The sequence below is a fragment of the Kluyvera chengduensis genome (assembly GCF_044197065.1).
GTDB lineage: Bacteria > Pseudomonadota > Gammaproteobacteria > Enterobacterales > Enterobacteriaceae > Kluyvera > Kluyvera ascorbata_C.
Genome location: NZ_JBIQOI010000001.1, coordinates 405532 through 425070, shown reverse-complemented (window position 1 = coordinate 425070; position 19539 = coordinate 405532). Strand labels below are relative to the sequence as shown.

Sequence of the window (19539 nt, the reverse complement as noted above, 5' to 3'; positions counted from 1 at the left end):
CGGCGAGGCCGCAAGCCGCGCCGTCGTCAAAAAGCATCAGGCGTCGGCGTTTTCCTGCACGATGGCGTGCTCACTCCAGCCCTGCGGCAGCGGCTGTGGGCGGCGAATACGCAGGTCGTTGAGGGTCAGATCTCGCACCCCGTTGGCGTACAGCCCAGGCAGGCCGCCCGGATAGGCATCTACGCCCCAGGCGCGGCCGGTTTGTGGGTTCACACGGTAGGCGTTGTCGAGCCCCATCCCGGTTGGGCTTGCCGGGTTACACGGCGGGCGAATGTCGTAGCAGCCCTGCTCATCGGACGGGCCGGAAAGCTGCTGCAATGAGAGCCCATTGAAGGTGATATGGCGGATATCACCCGGCGTTTCCGCGTGCAGGTTGATGGCCCCTTCGCTCACCCCAGAAAGCTGGCTGAAGATAATGTCCTCAACCCTTCCCGGCTGCACCTGCGGGTCGCGGTGGCGCACGGAGATAAACACTGGGTCAGCTTTACCCCAGTGGCATGGGTGCCCGTGACGGCAGTCGAACAGGATGTTGCTGAAGATCATCTGGCTGAACTGGCCGCCGTCGCGAGAGACCAGGCCAATGCCGCGGTTGGACTCGAAGATTGAGCAGTTATGCACCGCGATATGGCTGATGTCGGCGAAGGTTTCGGTGCCAATTTTGATGGCGCAGCTTTTTGAGCGGATCAGGCAGTTGCTCACCACCACGTGGCGCGTTGGCTGCTGGAGCCCTTCCGGCTTGCGGGTGGTTTTCACGCAGATACCGTCATCGGCGGCGCTAAAGTAGCTGTCGCTGATGTGCACGTACTGGCAGCTATCAATATCCAGCGCATCGGTGTTGGAGAGCGCCAGATCGTTATCAATGGTTAAGTTCTGGATAAACACCTGGTTGCAGCTCACCAGATGTGCCGTCCACATTGGCGAGTCGCTAATGGTGATATCGCGAACGCGCACCTGCTGACAACCTTCCAGCACCAGCATACGCGGGCGCATGGTTTTCGGCTGGCGGTAGCCTTGGGCATCGGCGCGCTGTGAGAACCAGGCGCTGGCCCCGCCCACCAGGCAGCCTTCGCCGCTGAGCGTGATGTGGTGAGCGTTGCGCGCATAAATCAGCGCCATGCGGGACAGTTCGGCGACGGTTTGCGTCAGTTCAGCCGGATAGTCTTCGGCGTTTGGGCTTGCCAGCAGGCGCGCACCCGCTTCAAGGTGCAGGGTAAAGTTTGACGGCAGGACCAGCGTGCCGGTCATCCAGTCGCCTGGAGAGACCACCAGCGTGCCGCCACCGGCGCGGTCGATTTCATCAATCAACTGCTGAAGCTGCACGGTAAGCGGGACGTTGCCGCTGCGGTCGAGAGCGGTGTTATGCAATGAAATCTTCATGTGGCTACCTGCGAATGTTGAGATAGCTGCATTTAACGCGCTTGCGCCGATTCTCTCGCCGGGCAGATACGGGCTTTTTTACGTATTAGTGAATGGCATCACGCCTGTTATGGCCCCCGGTCATCGCTTTTGAGCAAGCGCACAAAATGGCGAGGCGGTGGGGTTTGATGGGTGATGAGGGTCACATATTGGTGGCGTTTGGCGGGAGAAAAGCGGTGGTTTGGCGCAGATAGCGGGCGGGTGGTGGATAAATTGGGATGAGGGTCACAAAGCGGTGCGGGAGTTCGGTGGCGGGGATTGCCCCCTCACCCTAACCCTCTCCCCGGGGGGAGAGGGAACCGTGGAGTGCGGTCGGGAAGTTTGCACACTCCCTCTCCCTTTTAGGGAGAGGGTCGGGGTGAGGCTAATTGTTACAGCAGCTCGAATTCGCCCTGCTTCACGCGCGCCGAATCCACGCCGATAAAGACGTTAAACTTGCCCGGCTCCGCCGCGTATTTCATCTGCTGGTTCCAGAACTTCAGCGCGTTAACGTCAATCGGGAAGCTGACGGTTTGGGTTTCACCCGGCTTGAGGGTCACTTTCTCAAATCCTTTCAGCTGCTTAACCGGACGGCTCGTCGAAGCGGTCACATCCTGCAAATACATCTGGATAACCGTTGCGCCTTCACGCTTGCCGGTGTTGGTCACCTGCACGCTGGCGGTCACGCTGCCGTCCGCTTTCATGGTTGGCGCAGACAGCTTCACGTCCGAAACCGAGAAGGTGGTGTAACTCAGGCCATAGCCAAACGGATACAGCGGGCCATTCGCTTCATCGAAGTAGCGCGAGGTGTATTTGTTCGGCTTGTCGGCATTGTACGGGCGACCGGTATTCAGGTGGCTGTAGTACTGCGGAATCTGCCCCACGGAGCGCGGGAAGGACATCGGCAGCTTACCGGACGGGTTGTAGTCGCCAAACAGCACGTCGGCGATGGCGTTACCGCCTTCGGTACCGGCAAACCAGGTTTCCAGAATGGCGTCAGCCTGCTGATCTTCTTTCACCAGCGTCAGCGGACGGCCGTTCATCAGCACTAAGACCAGCGGCTTACCGGTGGCTTTCAGCGCGGCAATCAGATCCTGCTGGCTTTTTGGAATGGAAAGCTCGGTACGGCTGGAGGCTTCGTGCGCCATGCCCTGCGCTTCGCCGACCACGGCAACGACCACATCGGACTGTTTCGCCGCGGTGACCGCTTCATCAATCATCGCCTGCGGCGAGCGCGGATCAACCTTCACCGCCTCTTCGTACAGGTTCAGGAAGTCGACGATGCCTTTGTCATTCGTGACGTTAGCGCCTTTGGCATAAACCACTTTGCCTTCGTTGCCCATCACGTTCTTAATGCCGGTCAGTACGGTGACTGACTGCGCGGCAACGCCTGCGGCAGACCAACTGCCCATCACATCGCGTTGGCTGTCCGCCAGCGGGCCGACGACGGCAACGGTGGCATTTTTCTTCAGCGGCAGGGTTTCCAGACGGTTTTTCAGCAGTACCAGGCTCTGACGAGCGACGTCACGCGCTTCGGCGCGGTGCAGACGGCTTTCAGCGTTGGTGTCCTGCGGATCAGAATCTTTCGGCCCTAAGTGGCTATACGGGTCGTTAAACAGCCCCATGTCATATTTGACATTCAGCACGTGACGGGTGGCATCGTCGAGTTCCGCCATCGTCACCTTGCCAGACTTGATCAGCCCCGGCAGGTATTTGCTGTAGAACTCGTCGCTCATACTCATGTCGATGCCGGCTTTCAGCGCCACGCGCACCGCATCTTCCGGGTCAGAAGCCACGCCGTGTTTAATCAGCTCTTTGATGGCCCCGTGGTCGGAAACGGTGATACCTTTAAAGCCCCACTGCTTACGCAGCACGTCTTTCATCAGCCAGGCATCGGCGGTAGCCGGGGTGCCGTTCAGCGAGTTCAGGCCGATCATCACCGCGCCGCTACCGGCATCCAGCCCCGCTTTGTACGGCGGCATATAATCGTTGAACAGGCGCTGCGGGCTCATGTCGACAGTGTTGTACTCTTTTCCGCCTTCAACCGCGCCGTAGGCGGCAAAGTGCTTAACGCTGGTCATCACCGAGTAGCGATCCGCCGGGCTTTTGCCCTGCATCGCTTCAACCATGGTTTCACCCATAATAGAAGTTAACCAGGTATCTTCGCCAAAGCCTTCGGAGGCACGGCCCCAGCGCGGGTCGCGGGATACGTCGACCATCGGCGCCCAGGTCATGTTCAGACCGTCGTCCGCCGCTTCATAGGCCGAAACGCGGCCCACGGTTTTCACCGCGTCGAGGTTGAAGGTGGAGGCCAGCCCTAAGCTAATCGGGAAGACGGTACGCTGACCGTGCACCACATCGTAGGCGAAGAACAGTGGAATTTTCAGGCGGCTCAGCGACATCACCTGATCCTGCATGGCGCGGATATCCTGGCGGGTAACGGTGTTAAAAATCGCCCCCACCTGCCCTTCTTTGATCATGTCGCGGATGGCTTCTTTCGGGTTATCCGGCCCGACGCTAATCAGACGGAGCTGACCGATTTTTTCATCGACCGTCATCTTCTTGAGCAGACCGGTCACAAAAGCGTCACGCGCCTGAGGTGTGAGGGGGTGATTGCCGAACAGATCCTCCGCCAGAGCGGGTTGCAGCGCCAGGCTCACGGCGACGCCAACAGAAAGTAGCCATTTCATATTCTTGTAATCTCTTTATTCCATGCCGGGTAGCGCGGCGAGAGTCGATGAAAAAACGCAGTTTGCCATAAACTTAAAGGACGGCGGTAAAGAAAGCCAAGGTTATTCTCTGATTTTTAGAAACATTCACTCACCAAATGATCATACAAAGCGCTATTCTTAGAAACGACAAAATTGTCTCGCCACAAGGAGTGGAGAATGTCTTCTCAAACCACAACTGATAATAATGCGCTGATTAACGAACTCTCCCGCCTGGTTGGTCACGCCCACCTGCTGACCGACCCCGCTAAAACCGCTCGCTATCGCAAAGGCTTCCGTTCTGGCCACGGCGACGCGCTGGCCGTGGTCTTCCCCGGCTCCCTGCTTGAGCTGTGGCGCGTGCTGAACGCCTGCGTCAACGCCGATAAAATTATTCTGATGCAGGCCGCTAACACCGGTCTGACCGAAGGTTCAACCCCAAGCGGTAACGACTACGACCGCGATATCGTCATTATCAGCACCCTGCGTCTCGATAAGCTGCACCTGCTGGATAACGGCGAGCAGGTACTGGCATGGCCGGGCACCACGCTTTATTCATTGGAAAAAGCGCTGAAGCCCTTTGGCCGCGAGCCGCACTCGGTGATTGGTTCTTCCTGTATCGGTGCCTCGGTGATTGGCGGTATCTGCAACAACTCCGGCGGCTCGCTGGTGCAGCGCGGCCCGGCCTATACCGAAATGTCGCTGTTTGCGCGCATTGATGAACAGGGCAAGCTGACGCTGGTTAACCATCTGGGCATTGACCTTGGCGAGAGCCCGGAGCAGATCCTCAGCAAGCTCGACGACGAGCGCGTCAAAGACAGCGACGTGCGACACGATGGTCGCCACGCCCATGACTATGACTACGTGAATCGCGTGCGCGACGTGAATGCCGATACGCCAGCGCGCTACAACGCCGACCCGGAACGTCTGTTTGAATCTTCCGGCTGCGCGGGAAAACTGGCGGTGTTTGCGGTACGCCTCGACACCTTCCCGGCGGAAAAACGCCAGCAGGTGTTCTACATTGGCACCAACCAGCCTGACGTGCTGACCGAAATTCGCCGCCATATCCTGGCCGAGTTCAAAAACCTGCCGGTAGCGGGCGAGTATATGCACCGCGATATCTACGATATTGCCGAGCAGTACGGCAAAGACACCTTTCTGATGATCGACAAGCTCGGCACCGACAAAATGCCGTTCTTCTTCACCCTGAAGGGCCGTGCCGACGCCATGCTGGAAAAAGTGTCGCTGTTCAAGCCGCACTTCACCGACCGCTTTATGCAAAAGCTGGGGCACGCTTTCCCGGCGCATCTGCCGGAACGCATGAAAACCTGGCGCGATAAATACGAGCATCACCTGCTGTTGAAAATGGCCGGCGACGGCATCGATGAAGCGCAGGCGTGGCTAAGTGAATACTTTAAAGACGCGGAAGGTGACTTCTTCGTCTGTACGCCGGAAGAAGGCAGCAAAGCGTTCCTGCACCGCTTCGCGGCGGCGGGTGCGGCTATCCGCTATCAGGCGGTTCACGCCGATGAGGTGGAGGATATTCTGGCGTTGGATATCGCGCTGCGTCGTAACGATACCGAGTGGTTCGAGCATCTGCCGGCGGAGATCGACAGCAAGCTGGTGCATAAGCTCTATTACGGGCACTTTATGTGTTACGTTTTCCACCAGGATTATATCGTGAAGAAAGGGGTCGATCCGCACGACGTCAAAGAGCAGATGCTGGCCCTGCTGCGTGAACGCGGCGCACAGTACCCGGCAGAGCATAACGTCGGGCACCTGTATGAAGCGGATGAGAACCTGAAGCGCCATTATCGCGAAAACGATCCGACCAACAGCATGAACCCGGGGATCGGAAAAACCAGCAAGCTCAAGTATTGGGGCGAAAAAACCGACGTGTAATACAACGTCGGCAGGCTCATTGTAGGCCGGATAAGGCGGATACGCCGCCATCCCGCAACGTGCCGCACCATGCCTGATGGCGCTGCGCTTATCAGGCCTACAAAGAGCCAGATTCACGATGGAAACCATAAGGAATACAATGATGTCTACGCTTGATGTCACCCGCGACGGCGATGTTGAAATCCGTAACGCGCAGGCTGACGATGTACAAGCCATTGCCGCGCTGTATGCCTGGCACGTTCTTAATGGCCGCGCCTCGTTTGAAGAGGTGCCGCCATCTATTGATGAAATGCAGCAGCGGATGCGCAATATTCAGGAGAAAGGCCTGCCGTGGCTAGTGGCGCTCTATCGCGGTGAAGTCGTTGGCTACTGCTATGCGAATCACTATCGCCCTCGCCCGGCCTATCGTTATACCCTCGAAGAGTCTATCTACGTCGACACCACCATGACGGCGCACGGTATCGGCAGCAAACTGTTATCGGCGTTGATTGCCATTTGCGAGCAAGGGCCGTGGCGGCAACTGCTGGCGGTGATTGGCGACGGCAATAACAATACCGGGTCGCTGCGCCTGCATAAAAAGCACGGTTTCGAGGTGGTGGGTCAACTGCGTAGCGTGGGCTACAAGATGGGTGACTGGCGGGATACGGTAATCATGCAGCGTCCACTCAACGACGGTGACTGGACGCTGCCGGAATAATTAATCGTCCTGGGTGGTTTGCCCGCTTCTCTGGGCTCTGGCGATATCGCCTTCCACCTGGGCTTCCTTCTGCTTTTTATAGCTCAGCGCTGCCGCAGGCACCGGCATCACCTTCCCGGTTTCAACCCACGTACGCAGACGGCTGGCGTCGGCAAAGTGGGTATATTTGCCGAATGCATCCATCACCACCATCGACACCGGACGTTTGTTCATCACGGTGCGCATCACCAGGCAGTGACCCGCGGCGTTGGTAAAGCCGGTTTTGGTCAACTGAATGCTCCAGTTATCGCGATACACCAGATGGTTAGTATTGCGGAACGGCAGCGTATAGGCCGGATGGGCGAAAGTCGCGGTATCTTCTTTGGTGGTGCTGAGCTGGCCAATCAGCGGGTACTGTTTGGTAGCAATCAGCAGCTTCGTCAGGTCGCGCGCGGTCGAGACGTTATGAATCGACAGCCCGGTTGGCTCAACGTAGCGGGTGTTGGTCATCCCCAGCGATTTTGCCTTGGCGTTCATCGCACGGATAAACGCGTCATAGCCGCCCGGATAGTGGTGAGCCAGGCTCGCCGCCGCGCGGTTTTCTGAAGACATCAGCGCCAGTAGCAACATATTTTTACGGCTAATCTGGCTGTTCAGGCGTACGCGGGAGTAAATCCCTTTCATCTCTGGCGTGTGGCTGATATCCACAGTCAGGATCTCATCCAGCGGTAAATGCGCGTCCAGCACCACCATCGCCGTCATCAGCTTGGTGATAGAGGCCATCGGGCGCACCAGATCCGGCTGGTTGGCGTAAATAACTTTGTTCGTTTCAAGATCGACAATCATCGCGCTACCGGAAGCAATTTCCGGCTGCGAGGCTACGGCGGTCACGGCCGTTTTTGCACTCGCCTGAGGCGCAAAAGGCACAGCCAGCACAAGGGCAAGGCTGAGCAGGGAAACGCGAAATTTCTGCATGGTGAGTATTCTGGCGGTTATTTATGCACATTATGATAGACAACCGCCTCGTACCTAAGGGGTACGAAGCGGAATAGCCCATCATAGCGCGGAGTACGCGGCATCTACCAGAAAAGAATAGTGAATAAATGCTGCATTGCTGACGCAATCCACATTCACATCAGCAATGCATTCAGCGGGTTAAAACAGCCTGTACCCGTAGCCCCATAGCACCACGGTTAACGCCAGCAGCACTTCCAGCACCAGCACCCCAATCGCCAGAGTGGAACTGGCGAAACTCAGCCCCTCTTCCCGGTTAATATTGAGGAAGGTAGGAATGCCGACGTAGAGCAGGTACCCGGTGTAGAACAACGCCACCGTCCCTACCAGCGCGCACAGCCACACCAGCGGATAGAGCGCCACAATACCGCTCAGGAAGATAGGCGTCGCCACGTAACCGGCAAACACCATACAGCGCTTGAGTGAAGGACGCTGTGGATAGTGGCGCGCCATCCACCAGATAACCCGCCCCATCACCGCGACGCCCGCCAGCATCAGCGCATAAAAGAGCACGGCAAGCCCAAGACCGGTCATCAGCGATAGCCGGACCACGGTGCCTTCACCAAAATTCCAGCCAAGCTGGGTGGTACCGATAAACGCGCACACCACCGGAATGGCCGCCATCACCAGCACATGATGCATATAGTGGTGAGAGACAGTTTCATTCTCACTGCGAATAACATGCATCTCTTTATCAGGGTGGGAGAAGAGTCCCCATACATGGTTCATAACGCCTCCTCAGCACGGCTTCGTACCACGTTGTACTAAGTATAATTCACATGAATAGATTGTTTTATGTACAACGCAAAAAATAGACGCAGCCGCACTTCTTGCGTGAGGGTGTATGATTAAAGGATTGATGCAGTAAGGAGTGAGTGTTTGCATGGATATCAATAACCTGATTTCCCACTATGGTTACGCCGCATTGATCATCGGCAGTATGGCGGAGGGCGAGACCATTACCCTGCTCGGCGGGGTGGTGGCACATCAGGGTCTGTTAAAATTTCCGCTGGTGGTTATTTCTGTGGCGCTGGGCGGCATGATTGGCGACCAGTTGCTTTACCTGCTTGGTCGGCGGTTTGGTGGGCGGCTGCTTAAGCGCTTTTCACGCCATCAGGCGCGCATTCGTAAGGCGCAGCGGCTGATTAAAAGCCGTCCCTATCTGTTCGTGATTGGCACCCGTTTTATGTATGGCTTCAGGGTCATTGGGCCGTTGTTGATTGGCGCCAGCGGGCTGCCGCCGAAGATCTTCCTGCCGCTGAATATTCTGGGAGCGTTAATCTGGGCGCTGCTGTTCACCACGCTCGGGTACCTGGGCGGAGAAGCCATTGGCCCATGGCTGCACCATCTGGATAAGCATCTGAAGCATCTCATCTGGCTGGCGCTGGTCGTGGTGCTCGTAGTTGCCGTTCGCTGGTGGATGAAACATCGGGAAGCCAAAAAACCGCAGGAATAAACCCGGCGTAGGCCGGGTTATAGGTAGCCCAGCCAAGCAACGCGACGCCGGGCATTACGCAAGACTTAAAACGAATACTGCACGCCCACACGATAACGTGTCTGACGCTCATCGGTAGTATTTCGCACCGAGACATTGCCGATTTCCACGTACGGCTTCCAGTTTTTATCGATACTGTAGGCCGTTTTGAAGTTCAGCTCGTAGTCATCTTTACCGTTATCATAGCGATTAACATCTTCGCTCTTTTTATAAAGGTAGTTACCTTCAAATGCCCAAGGCCCGGTTTTATAGCCCAGCCATACGTCACCACGGTTAATATGTTCATCGTCCTTATCCACCGAAGTATCGCGAACATATTCGTAGCGATATCGCGCCGCAAAATAAATACCATTGCTAAAATTATATTGCCCACGAATATACGGTTTATAAATTGACTTCGATGACGAAGTTTCTAATGCCAGGCCGGGTTGAATCGCTATTTCTGGCGTCGCATTAAACTGATAGCTCACCACATATTCGCTACCATTATCAACAACGTCATTAAAGGCTTTCCGCGAGTGTTCACCGCCCGATTTGCTTTTTGCCTCAACCGAGAAGCCAAAGCCGTTAGCAAAGCGGTGTGATACCAGCACCCTGTCCTTTTGCGCCTTACTGTCGTCCGTATACTCATGGCGCAGGTCGACGGTTACCGCATGTGCGGACGCGCTGGCGAAAGCCAGCATCCCAAAGGTTATTAATTTTTTCACGCAATCGTCCTCTGTTGTTATCGTTGACTCCAAAGCGGTGAGGAACTGGCTTTAATATTTAAAATATGAATATAAAAAGGTGTAGGGTATTTATTATCAATAAAAAATATTCTTTCTTCGGAGGGCGATGTTAGCGGCGGAGAAATTCGTCGTCATTCATTTAATTAGCAATACGTGATCACAAACATATTTTATTGAAATAATCACAGAGGTTTTTAATAAAAACAAAAATCAAATATCGAGAATATATATTAGCAGGTGATATTATTTTATCTGAGGATTTATTTTTCAATTCTCCCTGTATGAATAATACAGGGAGAAAGGTGTATCGAGGCCAGTTATTTCTCTTCGCTGATGTGATAACCGCCGCCCAGCGCCGAGGTCAGCTGAATGCTGGCATCCAGCCACTGGCCGTGCAGGCGTAACGCGTTCGCGCGCTCCTGCAGAGCAGGCAGCTTCGCGAGGCTAACTTTAAAGCCTGGAATGATTCCGGCATTCATCCGCGCCTGCGCCAGCGTGACCACACGCTGCGCGTCCTTCTCAACCTGCTGTTGCTGCTGGTTTTTCTCCATCAACGTTTCAACCTGGCTTGCGGTTTTAGCCACCTGGTTTACCGCATCCACCACCGCTTTGTTATATTTTGCGATGGAAAGATTGTTCTGCGCGTTGGCGATATCCAGGTTGGCGTTCAGACGGCCACTGTCGAAGATAGGCAGCGTCAGCCCCGCGGTCACGCCCATCTGGTTGGCGGAACTACGGAACAAGTCGCTTAAGTGCAGCGCATCCTGTTGCAGGAAAGCCATCAGGTTAATGTCCGGATAAAACGCCGCTTTCGCGGCGTCGATTTCACTCAGCGACGCTTCAATGTACCAGTGCGCTTCCTGTAGATCCGGGCGACGCGCCAGCAGGTCATAGCCTAAGCGAGCCGGCATTTGAGTGGCGACGGCAGGCAAATCCACTTTACGTAAATTCAACGACTGACTCTGGCTGTTGGTCAGCGCCATCAGACGCGCTTCAATCTCTTTCATGTTGCCCGCAACGTCGGCCAGCTGCTGGTCGGTTTTGCTGACGTTAATATCGTTTTCTGCCCCTTCGGCGGAGTCAGTCAGCCCGTGCTGATAAAGCTCGGTATCCACGGTCACGATATTATTCTGTTCGCTTTTCACCTGCTCTAACACGCTGTGAATCGCCGCTTCGGTTTGCCACTGCCAGTACAGGCGCGCCACGCTGCTGGAGAGCAGTTCCTGAGTTTGCGCCCGCTCGGCGACCTGCGCCTTCACTTCACCAATACGCGCCTTCACCTGCGCCCGGTTTTTACCCCACAGGTCGAGATCCCATCCGGCTGTCAGGCCAAAGGTTCCGTTGGTATACCAAGGGCCGGTGTTGCCGTCCGTATCGGTCGCAAAGGGCCCCATCAGGCCTTCTGAGGACATTTTCTGACGCTCAAGATTGCCGCCGAAATCGACTTCCGGGCCCAGCGAAGACTGCGACATCCGCGCCTGCGCTTCGGCAAGTTTGATGCGCTGGTCAGCAATCTGCATATCCGGCGCGTTCGCCAGCGCACGGCTAATTAAGCTATTGAGCTGCGCGTCGTGGTAATCCTGCCACCAGTTACTCTGCGGCCAGCCGTTTTGCAACGCCGCAGGGAGTTCCGTTGAAACATTTGAGGCCGGAACCTGCTGTTTAACAGGACTACCAATATCATGCGAAGGTGCACAGCCAGCCAGCGCGATGAGCAGGGGTAAACCAGACAGCACGCTTTTTTTCAGAGTTAAGTTCATTTGAGAGGTCAGGTTACAAAAGTAGGAGGGTCATATTAATTTAAATGAATTAAATCCTTTTAGTAAAGCGTGTGGGAACATAATTTGACATACTTAGTGACAGTTAAAAATCATTAAATTTCATGGAGTAGAAATGAGTCAGAACATCTATGACAACCCTGATTTCTTCGCCGGTTATGCCACGCTCGACCGTTCGGTTAAAGGGCTCGACGGTGCGCCTGAATGGGCCACCATTGTGCAAATGATGCCCGCGCTGGCAGGCCAGCGGGTGGTGGATCTTGGCTGCGGCTACGGCTGGTTTTGCCGGTGGGCGCGCGACCAGGGTGCGGCACAGATTACGGGTCTGGATCTCTCCAGTCGGATGCTGGAACGCGCACAGGAAATGACCGACAGCGCGGAGATTGAATACCGCTGCGAGGATTTGCAAACCCTCACGCTTGCCGCCGATAGCTACGACGTCGCGTACAGCTCGCTGGCGCTGCACTATCTACCCGATATCGCCCCGCTGCTCGCCTGCGTTTATCAGGCCCTGACGCCAGGCGGTACGCTGTTATTTTCCGTCGAGCATCCGATTTATACCGCCCCGATCAGGCAGGGTTGGCAAGAGGATGAACAGGGGCAGAAAAGCTGGCCGGTTAGCCATTATCAGCAGGAAGGCGAGCGTATCAGCAATTGGTTTGCCAACGGTGTTAAGAAGCAGCACCGGACGCTGGGCAGTTGGATTAACGCGCTGGTGGCCGCCGGGTTTGTCATTGAGTGCCTGAACGAATGGGGGCCAACGGCGGAGCAGATTGCCGCCAATCCGGCGCTGGATGAAGAGAAAGAACGGCCGATGATTTTTATTCTGCGCGCGCGTAAACCGACGTGAGTGGGGAATTGCCGGATGGCGGCTGCGCCTTATCCGGCCTACAGGTGAACGGTGGTGTCTGTAGGCCGGATAAGCAAAGCGCCATCCGGCATTCAAGTGAGCGACGATGTTTGTAGGCCGGATAAGCAAAGCGCCATCCGGCAATTCACCGAGGCTTACGCTTTCAGGCTGGCGCCGCGAGTCGCAATCACCTCTTTATACCAGTCAAAGCTCTTCTTCTTGCTGCGCGCCAGCGTACCGGTGCCGTCGTCGTGGCGGTCAACGTAGATAAACCCGTAGCGCTTGGAGAGCTCCGCCTTCGAAGCGCTGACCAGATCAATTGGCCCCCAACTGGTGAAGCCCATTAGTTCAACGCCGTCCTCAATTGCTTCTCGCGCCTGCACCAGATGGTCGTTCAGATAGCTGATACGGTAATCATCGTTGATGCTGCCGTCCGCTTCGACTTTGTCTTTCGCGCCCAGGCCATTTTCCACAATAAACAGCGGCTTCTGATAGCGATCCCACAGCACGTTCAGCAGCGTACGCAGCCCCAGCGGGTCAATCTGCCAGCCCCACTCCGAGCTTTCCAGATGCGGGTTCGGCACCATATTAAGAATGTTGCCACGCGCTTTCTGGTTCAGCGCTTCGTCAGCAGTCACACAGCCGGTCATATAGTAACTAAACGAAATAAAATCGACGGTCGACTTCAACGCTTCACGGTCGGCATCGGTTATCTCCAGCGCAAAACCGTTGTCGCGGAAATAGCGCAGCATATAACCCGGATACGCCCCGCGCGCCTGCACGTCACCGAAGAACTGCCAGCCGCGGTTCTCTTGCAAAGTTTTGAACACGTCGTCCGGCTTGCAGCTTAGCGGGTACATCAGGCCGCCCAGCAGCATATTGCCGATTTTCCCTTCTGGCACAATCTCATGGCAGGCTTTCACCGCCAACGCGCTCGCCACCAGCTGATGGTGAATAGCCTGATAAACCTCAGCTTTGCTGCTGTCGCCCGGCAGGCCCACGCCGGTCATCGGCGCGTGCAGCGACATGTTGATTTCGTTAAAGGTCAGCCACAGCTTGACCTTGCCTTTGTAGCGCTCAAACACCGTGCGGGCATAGCGCTCGAAGAAGCCAATCACCTTGCGATTACCCCAGCCGCCGTAGTTTTTCACCAGCGCCCACGGCATTTCATAGTGGGAGAGCGTGACCAGCGGCGTGATGTTGTGTTTGGCCATTTCATCAAACAGCTTGTCATAAAAAGCCAGCCCCGCTTCGTTTGGCTCAGCGTCGTCGCCGTTCGGGAAAATACGCGTCCAGGCAATGGATACGCGTAGACAGTTAAAGCCCATCTCGGCGAACAGAGAAATATCTTCTGGATAGCGATGATAAAAATCGATAGCGATATCTTTTAAGCCAGAATCGCCCGGGACGCGTTCAACCACCTCGCCAAAAACGCCCTGTGGCTGCACATCGGAAGTGGATAGTCCTTTACCATCTTCAAGATAGGCGCCTTCAATCTGGTTTGCGGCGGTCGCGCCGCCCCAATAAAACGTCTGCGGGAATGTCTTCATCTCTCTCTCCTGTGATTAACGCGTGACAGTCAACAGCGGCTGACCGGCGCTGACCGCGCTGGCGGCAACGATTTCCACTTCCGGATACTCGTCGCTGTTGCTGATAATAATCGGAGTCGCCAGGTCGTAACCGGCGTCCAGAATGGCCTGACGGTCGAAAGTAAGCAGCAGATCGCCCGCCTGCACCTTGTCGCCCTCTTTGACATGAGCGGTGAACGGCACGCCGTCCAGCTTGACGGTATCAATGCCTACGTGGATCAGCAGTTCAATGCCGCTGTCACTCTCCAGCCCAATGGCGTGCTTCGTTTGAAAAATCGACGCCACTTCGCCGTTAAAGGGCGCAATCACCTTCCCTTCCGCCGGAATAATCGCCACGCCTTTGCCGAGTAATCCGCTGGCGAAGGTAGTATCCGGGACATTTTCCAGCGCCAGCACGCTGCCGGTCATCGGTGCCAGAACGTCGTTTTCCGAGGCTTTCGCCACCGCAGCGGGCTCAGCGGCCTGGCGCGGCATGCCGAAGAAGAAGGTCAGCGTGCCGGAAAGAATAAAGGCCACCGCCGTACCGATTAGCCCACCCCACACGCTGGCATCAATGCCGCCTGCCGGGATCATTTGTGCCGGGAAGAAGATATTTGGCAGGCCAAAAGAGTACGTCGCGCTGTTGCTGAAGGCGGTAATCGCACCACCGAGAGCACCCGAGACACAGCCAAAGATAAACGGACGCCGCAGCGGCAGCGTCAGGCCATAAATGGCCGGTTCAGTGATACCAAAAAGCCCGGCTGAAAACGCAGAGCCCGCCAGCACCTTCTGGCGCACATCGCGGGTGGCGAGGAAAATCCCCAGCACTGCCCCTACTTGCGCCAGCACCGCTGGCAGGATAATCGGCAGCATCGAATCGTGGCCCAACACGTTCAGGTTATTGATCATCAGCGGCACCAATCCCCAGTGCAGGCCGAAGATCACGCAGACCTGCCATAACCCGCCCAGCGCAGCCCCCGCCAGCCACGGCGCGACGACATAAATGGCCTGGTAGCCGTTCGCCAGCATCACGCTAAGCCAGGTGGCAACCGGCCCGATAACCAGAAACGTCAGCGGCACGACGATGGCAAGACAGATAGCCGGGGTAAAAAAGTTCTTCATCGCCGACGGCAGCAGTGCATTACTGTGTCGTTCAATCCAGCAACTGACCCATGAGGCAAGAATAATGGGAATGACCGACGAGCTGTAATTGATAAAGGTGACCGGTATACCGAGGAAATATTCTGCACTTGCCCCTGGCGCCTGCGCCGCCTCAAAGGCCTGAATCATCAACGGATGGGTCAACGCACCGCCGATAACCATGGAAATAAACGGATTGCCGCCAAACTTTTTCCCGGCGGTATAGCCGAGGAACAGCGGGAAAAAGAAGAACAGCGAGTCGCTTGCCGCAAACCAGATTTTGTAGGTTGCCTGTTCGGTGTTCAGCCAGCCGCATGCCACCGCCAGCGCCAGCAGCCCTTTCAGTAGACCGGTGGCCGCCATCACGCCGATAAACGGGGCAAAAATACCGGATACCACGTCGATAACCTGGCCCAGCACCGAGGTTTTTTCGCCTTTTACCACAACCGGTTCACTATCGTCGGTGATGCCTGCCGCCTCGCGTATCGCCAGCCAGACATCGTGAACGTGATTACCGATAACCACCTGAAACTGGCCGCCGCTTTCGACCACCATAATGACGCCGGGGTTCGCCTTCAGCACTTCGGCGTCGGCCTTGCCGCTATCTTTGAGCTTAAAACGCAGCCGTGTCGCGCAGTGAACCAGACTCACTATATTCTCTTTGCCGCCGACGTGGCGGAGAATATCCTGCGCAAGTTCCTGATATTTCATACCAAATTCCTTGACTGAGTATAAAAACAAAAAAACCCGAGAACGACGCCAGATGGCACCGCGCTCGGGTTTTGCCTGCATAATGCAGTAACAATCCCATTGTGGTTAGGGGTTATTTCCCCTCTTTTCTCACCCGTTCAATATGAATGGCGAGAAACATGATCTCTTCCGTCGTCAGCGACCGCTGATAACTTTTTTGCAAATGCGCCGCCACGGTTTCCGCACACTTCCACGCTTTCGCGTAGTTGTCTTTCACCGCGCTGTGCAGTTCAGCATCGTCATCTTCCACCACCGTTCGCGTCAGCATGCGCTGGGCGAAAAATTTCAGGTGGGTGACGAAGCGCTGGTAGCTTAACGACTCTTCGTTATACTCCAGCCGCAGTTGATACTTCACCAGTTGCAGGATTTCCTGCATTACCCGGGTGACGTGCATCACCTCCGGCATTTCACTGTTGAGCTGCGCCGTCACCAGATGCAGGGCGATAAACCCGGCTTCGTCTTCCGCCAGCGCCACGCCGAGGCGCTTTTCAATCAGCGCTCGCGCCTCTTGCCCCAACGCAAACTCTTTCGGATAGAGCCGTTTAATGTCCCACAGCAGCACATTGCGCAGCGCCACACCGTTTTTCTGCCGCTCAATGGCGAAGTGGCAGTGGTCAGTTAGCGTGATATAAACGCTCTCCTGCAGCTTGCCGAGCCGCTCGCGTGCCCGTTCAATAATCCGGTCACAGGTGGTCATCACCTCAAGCGGGATCTGACTGAGTAATTCACTTAAACGCCCTACCAGCTCATCGCTTTGCAGGGCAAAAATTTTCTCGATTTTCGTCTCATCCAATGAGTCGCCGACGCGTTTCTGAAAGGCTAGCCCTCGCCCCATCACCACCTGCTCACGCCGGTGTTCATCCAGAACCACCACCACATTATTATTAAGTACTTTGGCGATCTGCATTTATGAACCCCAGAAACAAAAAAACCTGACTTCTGACAGGAGCCAGAACATCAGGTTTTGCCTGCCGAAGCAGTAACAATCGAGACGAAGTATTTCATTTTCACTGCCGTCTGCTCAATGGAGCAGACGAAAAATTGTGATGCAGATCGGATACTTTATGCCTGCCAGTCGTTAATCGCCCGAGCAATCAGCTTTGATTCCTGCAGCGCGCGCACGGCGGTGAACAGTTCGGTGGCTTCAGCGTACTCTTTGCGCAGATAGCCCAACCACTGCTTGATACGCGCCACATGATACAGTCCGGTGTCGCCCTGCTTTTCCAGGTGGGTATATTTCTTCAGCAGATCCACCACCTGCGGCCACGGCAAACGAGGTTCGTTATATTTGATAACCCGGCTGAGGTTCGGCACGTTCAGCGCCCCGCGACCAATCATCACCGCGTCGCAGCCGGTGACGGCCATACAGGCCTGTGCACTGTCATAGTCCCAGATTTCGCCGTTAGCGATAACCGGAATGGAGAGCCGCTGGCGAATCTCGGCAATGGCCTGCCAGTTGATGCGCTCGGCCTTGTAGCCATCTTCTTTGGTGCGCCCGTGAACGGCAAGCTCGGTCGCCCCCGCCTGCTGCACCGCATCGGCGATTTCAAACTGACGCGCCCCGCTGTCCCATCCCAGACGCACTTTTACCGTAACCGGCAGGTGCGCAGGTACCGCTTCGCGCATCGCTTTCGCGCCCTGGTAGATGAGTTCGGGATCTTTCAGCAACGTCGCCCCGCCGCCGCTGCCGTTCACCGTTTTCGACGGGCAGCCGCAGTTGAGGTCGACGCCCCAGGATCCGAGCTCCACCGCACGGGCAGCGTTTTCCGCCAGCCACTCGGGATATTGCCCCAGAAGCTGAATGCGCACGCGGGTACCGGAAGGCGTGCGGCTGTCGTTATGCAGCTCCGGACAAAGTTTCTGGAACGATTTTACCGGCAGCAGTTGATCCACCACGCGCAGAAATTCGGTGATGCACAGATCATAATCATTCACTTCGGTCAGCAGCTCGCGCACGAGCGAGTCGAGCACGCCTTCCATCGGTGCCAGTAAAACACGCATATCGTTATCCGGAAAAAAAAGAGGCGCTATGGTAACGTCTTAGTATGCCGCTTTCCACTGCCAGTCAACACATCAGGAGGTGAATGATGAATTCAAGGGATATTAAGCTTAAGGTCGTCCAGCCGCCGCATGGATTCAGCGATGTGCCGCCGGTCACGCTGACCGACACCACCCTGCTCGAGCGTAAAACTACGCTGCTCGAACGGATGCAGGAAGAACGCTTTGATGCGCTGGTGATTTACGCCGACAAAGAGCACGGTGGTAATTTTGAGTACCTCACCGGGTTTATTCCGCGCTTTGAAGAGGGGCTGCTGGTGCTGCATAAGTCCGGGCACGCTACCGCCATTCTCGGCAACGAAAACCTGAAGATGGCGGCCCATTCGCGCATTCCGGTGACGCTCAAGCACTGCCCGCTGTTCTCGCTGCCGAATCAGCCGATGGACAACGAGAAGCCGCTGGCGCAGCTGTTCAGCGAAACCGGGCTGAGCGCGATGTCCAAGGTCGGGCTGGTGGGCTGGAAGATGTTTACCGCCGCCGGGAGCGATAACGCGAAGCTGTTTGACCTGCCGTGGTTTATCGTCGAGGCGATAAAGCAGAGCACCCATGCCGATCTGGTCAACGCCGCGCACCTGTTTATTCGCGGTGATAAAGGGGCGAGAACGGTCAATAACGCCAACGAAATTGCCCATTACGAATACGGTGCCAACCTCGCCTCCCGCTGCATGCTGGCGGCGCTGGATGCCGTCGAACCGGGCATTCGTGAGGTGGAACTGGGCGCGCTGCTGGCTGCCGAAGGCCAGGCACCGTCTGTGGTCACCATCGCCGCAAGCGGACAGCGTTTTGAGAAGGCCAACCTCTACCCTTCGTGGAAAAAGGTCAAACGCGGCCAGCCGCTGTCGATGACCACCGGTTTTAAGGGCGGGCTCTCCAGCCGCACCGGGTTTGTGATTGCCGAGGAGAGCGAGCTGCCGGAGAACCAGCGAGATTATCTCGACCGCGTGGTGAAGCCCTATTTCGGCGCGGTGGCGACGTGGCTTGAGAATATTAAGGTCGGGATGCCGGGCGGTGAGCTGTACGATTTAGTGGAGCGCGTACTGCCAAAAGCGCAGTACGGCTGGCATCTCAATCCGGGGCATTTGAGCGCCGATGAAGAGTGGATGTCATCGCCGGTCTATTCAGGCTCTGTCGAAACGCTGAAAAGCGGCATGGTGATGCAGATTGATATTATTCCGTCGGTGCCGGGATATACCGGAACCAGCGCGGAAGAGAGCGTGGCGCTGGCGGATGCGGCGCTGCAACAGCAGATCGCAAGAGAGTATCCGGCGCTGTGGGCGCGCATTGAGGCGCGACGGGCGTATATTCGCGAGACGTTGAATATTGCGTTGAGCGATGACGTGTTGCCGTTGTCGAACGCCGTGGGGTATTTGCGGCCGTTTATGCTGGCCAAAGATAAGGCGCTGGTGGGGTAGTTTGGGGGATTCCCGGCGGCGCTTCGCTTGGCCGGGCTACAAAGTCTGCTCCATTCGGCCCCCTC

The 19539-nt window shown here is 56.1% G+C and carries 15 protein-coding genes; 5 read left to right on the top strand and 10 right to left on the bottom strand.

From position 1 onward, the window contains the following. Nucleotides 1-36: 36 nt before the first annotated feature. Nucleotides 37-1377, bottom strand: a complete 1341-nt coding sequence (locus ACH1XZ_RS01900; RefSeq protein ID WP_395594109.1) for a glycoside hydrolase family 28 protein — start codon at nt 1375-1377, stop codon at nt 37-39. 410 nt (nt 1378-1787) lie between these two features. Then, nucleotides 1788-4085, bottom strand: a complete 2298-nt coding sequence (bglX, locus tag ACH1XZ_RS01895; RefSeq protein ID WP_395594108.1) for a beta-glucosidase BglX — start codon at nt 4083-4085, stop codon at nt 1788-1790. 198 nt (nt 4086-4283) lie between these two features. Between bglX and dld the strand changes: the two genes are divergently transcribed. Further along, entirely contained in the window at nt 4284-6005 is a 1722-nt protein-coding gene (gene dld / locus ACH1XZ_RS01890; protein WP_395594107.1) for a D-lactate dehydrogenase, read from the top strand. A 142-nt stretch (nt 6006-6147) separates the two neighbouring features. Further along, on the top strand, nt 6148-6702 hold the full coding sequence (locus tag ACH1XZ_RS01885; protein ID WP_395594679.1) for a GNAT family N-acetyltransferase: 555 nt from the start codon (nt 6148-6150) through the stop codon (nt 6700-6702). Here ACH1XZ_RS01885 and pbpG read toward each other — a convergent pair whose 3' ends face one another. Further along, nucleotides 6703-7656, bottom strand: coding sequence for a D-alanyl-D-alanine endopeptidase (gene pbpG, locus ACH1XZ_RS01880; RefSeq protein WP_395594106.1), 954 nt, complete (start codon nt 7654-7656; stop codon nt 6703-6705). Between the two features lie 180 nt (nt 7657-7836). After that, nucleotides 7837-8424: a Yip1 family protein gene (locus ACH1XZ_RS01875; protein WP_395594105.1), complete on the bottom strand. Its 588-nt coding sequence runs from the start codon at nt 8422-8424 to the stop codon at nt 7837-7839. Between the two features lie 154 nt (nt 8425-8578). On the opposite strand from ACH1XZ_RS01875, the gene ACH1XZ_RS01870 reads away from it, so the two are divergent. After that, entirely contained in the window at nt 8579-9151 is a 573-nt protein-coding gene (locus ACH1XZ_RS01870) for a DedA family protein (protein WP_395594104.1), read from the top strand. Nucleotides 9152-9216: 65 nt separating this feature from the next. Here ACH1XZ_RS01870 and ACH1XZ_RS01865 read toward each other — a convergent pair whose 3' ends face one another. Together ACH1XZ_RS01865 and mdtQ are read right to left on the bottom strand one after the other, a co-directional pair. Then, nucleotides 9217-9873, bottom strand: a complete 657-nt coding sequence (locus tag ACH1XZ_RS01865) for an oligogalacturonate-specific porin KdgM family protein (RefSeq protein ID WP_395594678.1) — start codon at nt 9871-9873, stop codon at nt 9217-9219. 362 nt (nt 9874-10235) lie between these two features. Further along, entirely contained in the window at nt 10236-11678 is a 1443-nt protein-coding gene (mdtQ, locus tag ACH1XZ_RS01860; RefSeq protein ID WP_395594103.1) for a multidrug resistance outer membrane protein MdtQ, read from the bottom strand. A gap of 133 nt (nt 11679-11811) precedes the next feature. On the opposite strand from mdtQ, the gene ACH1XZ_RS01855 reads away from it, so the two are divergent. After that, nucleotides 11812-12546: a class I SAM-dependent methyltransferase gene (locus tag ACH1XZ_RS01855; RefSeq protein WP_395594102.1), complete on the top strand. Its 735-nt coding sequence runs from the start codon at nt 11812-11814 to the stop codon at nt 12544-12546. A gap of 155 nt (nt 12547-12701) precedes the next feature. Here the strand turns inward: ACH1XZ_RS01855 and ACH1XZ_RS01850 are convergent, their stop codons facing one another. The 4 genes from ACH1XZ_RS01850 to dusC all read right to left on the bottom strand — a co-directional run bounded on the left by ACH1XZ_RS01850 (nt 12702) and on the right by dusC (nt 18005). Continuing rightward, nucleotides 12702-14096, bottom strand: a complete 1395-nt coding sequence (locus ACH1XZ_RS01850; RefSeq protein WP_395594101.1) for a glycoside hydrolase family 1 protein — start codon at nt 14094-14096, stop codon at nt 12702-12704. 15 nt (nt 14097-14111) lie between these two features. After that, a complete protein-coding gene (gene bglF / locus ACH1XZ_RS01845; RefSeq protein WP_395594677.1) occupies nt 14112-16049 on the bottom strand; it encodes a PTS beta-glucoside transporter subunit IIABC in 1938 nt (645 codons plus the stop codon). 28 nt (nt 16050-16077) lie between these two features. Beyond that, on the bottom strand, nt 16078-16911 hold the full coding sequence (gene bglG, locus ACH1XZ_RS01840) for a transcriptional antiterminator BglG (RefSeq protein ID WP_395594100.1): 834 nt from the start codon (nt 16909-16911) through the stop codon (nt 16078-16080). A 155-nt stretch (nt 16912-17066) separates the two neighbouring features. Then, nucleotides 17067-18005 carry a tRNA dihydrouridine(16) synthase DusC gene (gene dusC / locus ACH1XZ_RS01835; protein ID WP_395594099.1) on the bottom strand — a complete coding sequence of 313 codons (939 nt, stop codon included), beginning with the start codon at nt 18003-18005 and terminating at the stop codon, nt 17067-17069. An 86-nt stretch (nt 18006-18091) separates the two neighbouring features. On the opposite strand from dusC, the gene ACH1XZ_RS01830 reads away from it, so the two are divergent. Beyond that, a complete protein-coding gene (locus tag ACH1XZ_RS01830) occupies nt 18092-19474 on the top strand; it encodes a M24 family metallopeptidase (protein WP_395594676.1) in 1383 nt (460 codons plus the stop codon). Nucleotides 19475-19539: the final 65 nt, after the last annotated feature.